This is a genomic window from Halomonas sp. (genome assembly GCF_041689495.1).
In the GTDB taxonomy this organism is placed as follows: domain Bacteria; phylum Pseudomonadota; class Gammaproteobacteria; order Pseudomonadales; family Halomonadaceae; genus Halomonas.
The window spans coordinates 1-1,969 of the sequence record NZ_JBDNGD010000201.1 but is presented as its reverse complement, the minus strand read 5'-3'; the positions used below and the strand labels follow the sequence as shown (position 1 = coordinate 1,969).

2 protein-coding genes are annotated in these 1,969 nt (G+C 62.8%); both read right to left on the bottom strand.

Annotated features, from left to right (window positions below; translation table 11 throughout):
* Positions 1 to 820 (bottom strand): PhoH family protein (locus tag ACESMD_RS07265; RefSeq protein ID WP_372611740.1); only part of this gene is annotated, 820 nt, incomplete at its 3' end.
* Between the two features lie 73 nt (positions 821 to 893).
* Positions 894 to 1,969: tRNA (N6-isopentenyl adenosine(37)-C2)-methylthiotransferase MiaB (gene miaB, locus ACESMD_RS07260; RefSeq protein ID WP_372611738.1), on the bottom strand; the 1,076-nt coding region annotated here is incomplete at its 5' end.

Below are 1,969 nucleotides of genomic sequence, written 5' to 3'. Positions count from 1 at the left end.
CCTGGGTGACATCGCCGGTGATCACCGCCGTCGAGCCGAAGCCGATGCGGGTCAGGAACATCTTCATCTGCTCACGGGTGGTGTTCTGGCTCTCGTCGAGGATGATGAAAGCGTTGTTGAGGGTGCGCCCGCGCATGTAGGCCAGCGGCGCGATCTCGATCACCTGGCGCTCGATCAGCTTGGCGACCTGCTCGAAGCCGATCATCTCGTAGAGGGCATCGTAGAGGGGGCGAAGGTAGGGGTCGATCTTCTGTGCCAGGTCGCCGGGAAGGAAGCCGAGCTTCTCGCCGGCCTCCACCGCCGGACGCACCAGCAGGATGCGACGTACCTCTTGCTGGTTGAGCGCCTCGACGGCGGCGGCCACGGCGAGGTAGGTCTTGCCGGTGCCGGCGGGGCCAATGCCGAAGTTGATGTCGTGGGCGCGGATGCTCTGGACATACCCTTGCTGGTTGAGACCCCGTGGCTTGATCAGTGCTCGGGGTGTGCGTAGCAGAACCTCTTCCTCGGGTTCACCTTCTTCCTCGTCGAGTGCCTCGAGACCCGACTCCTGCAGAAAGAGATGCACGGTGTCCGGGTCCAGGTCACTGGACTGGGTTTCCCGATAGAGATGTTCCAGCACGTTCGCGGCCGCCTTGACCCGATTCACGGGGCCGGCCAGCTGGAAGATATTGCCTCGATTGCGCAGGGTGATGCCGAGCCGCGATTCGACAAGCTTCAGGTGTTCGTCACGCTGGCCGCAGAGGTTGGCCAGGCGGCGTGGGTCATTGGGCTCGAGGTTCAGGGTGATGATGCGATTGGCCTGGGTGGCTGGCTGGCTCAAGACTGGGAGATCCCCGCATGGTGTATGTAGTATCAGCTTACTGCCCCGGCGGTCGCCGGGGCAATCATGGGGCTCAGAAGCGTTCGGGGGAAGCCAGTTCGCCGCGCAGTGAATTGGGCAGGGCCTCGCTGATCTCGACATCGACGAAATAGCCGATCAGCTCGGCGGGATTGGCGGCACGGAAATTCACCACGCGGTTGTTCTCGGTGCGCCCCGAGAGTTGCCCGGGATCCTTTGGCGAGAAACCGGTGACCAGGATACGCTGGGTGGAGCCCACCATGCGCCGGCTGATCTGCATGGCCTGCTGATTGATGCGTTCCTGGAGGATGGCCAGGCGCTGTTTCTTGGTGCGCTCCGGGGTGTCGTCGGCAAGCGAGGCCGCCGGGGTTCCGGGGCGAGCCGAATAGACGAAGCTGAAGGAGACATCGAAACCGATGCGACCGATCAGATTCATCGTGGCTTCGAAGTCCGCCTCGGTCTCGCCGGGGAAGCCGACGATGAAGTCCGAGGAGAAGCTGATGTCGGGACGCAGGGCTCGGATGCGCTCGAGCTTCTCGATGTATTCTTCGACGCCATGGCCGCGTTTCATCGCGGCGAGTATCCGGTCCGAGCCGGCCTGGACCGGCAAGTGCAGGTGACTGACCAGCTCGGGGATCTCATCGTAGGCTTCGATGAGGCTCTCGCTGAATTCCACCGGGTGAGAGGTGGTGAAGCGAATACGGTCGATTCCTTCCACCGCGGCTACGCAGGCAATAAGTTCGGCAAGATCGATCTCGTCACTCAACTGGTTGAGTCCGCGGTAAGCGTTGACGTTCTGTCCGAGCAGGTTGATCTCGCGTACCCCCTGGTCGGCCAGGTGGATCACCTCGTCCATCACCGCTTCGAAGGGGCGCGAGACTTCCTCGCCACGGGTGTAGGGCACCACGCAGAAGGTGCAGTACTTGGAACAGCCTTCCATCACCGAGACGAAGGCGGTGGGCCCGTCCGATGACGGCATGGGAAGGTGGTCGAACTTCTCGATCTCCGGGAAGGTGACATCCACGACGGAGATCTGGTCGTTGCGACGGGAATCGAGCATGGCGGGCACGCGATGCAGTGTCTGGGGCCCGAAGACCATGTCGACATGGGGCGCGCGCTTACGCAACGCCT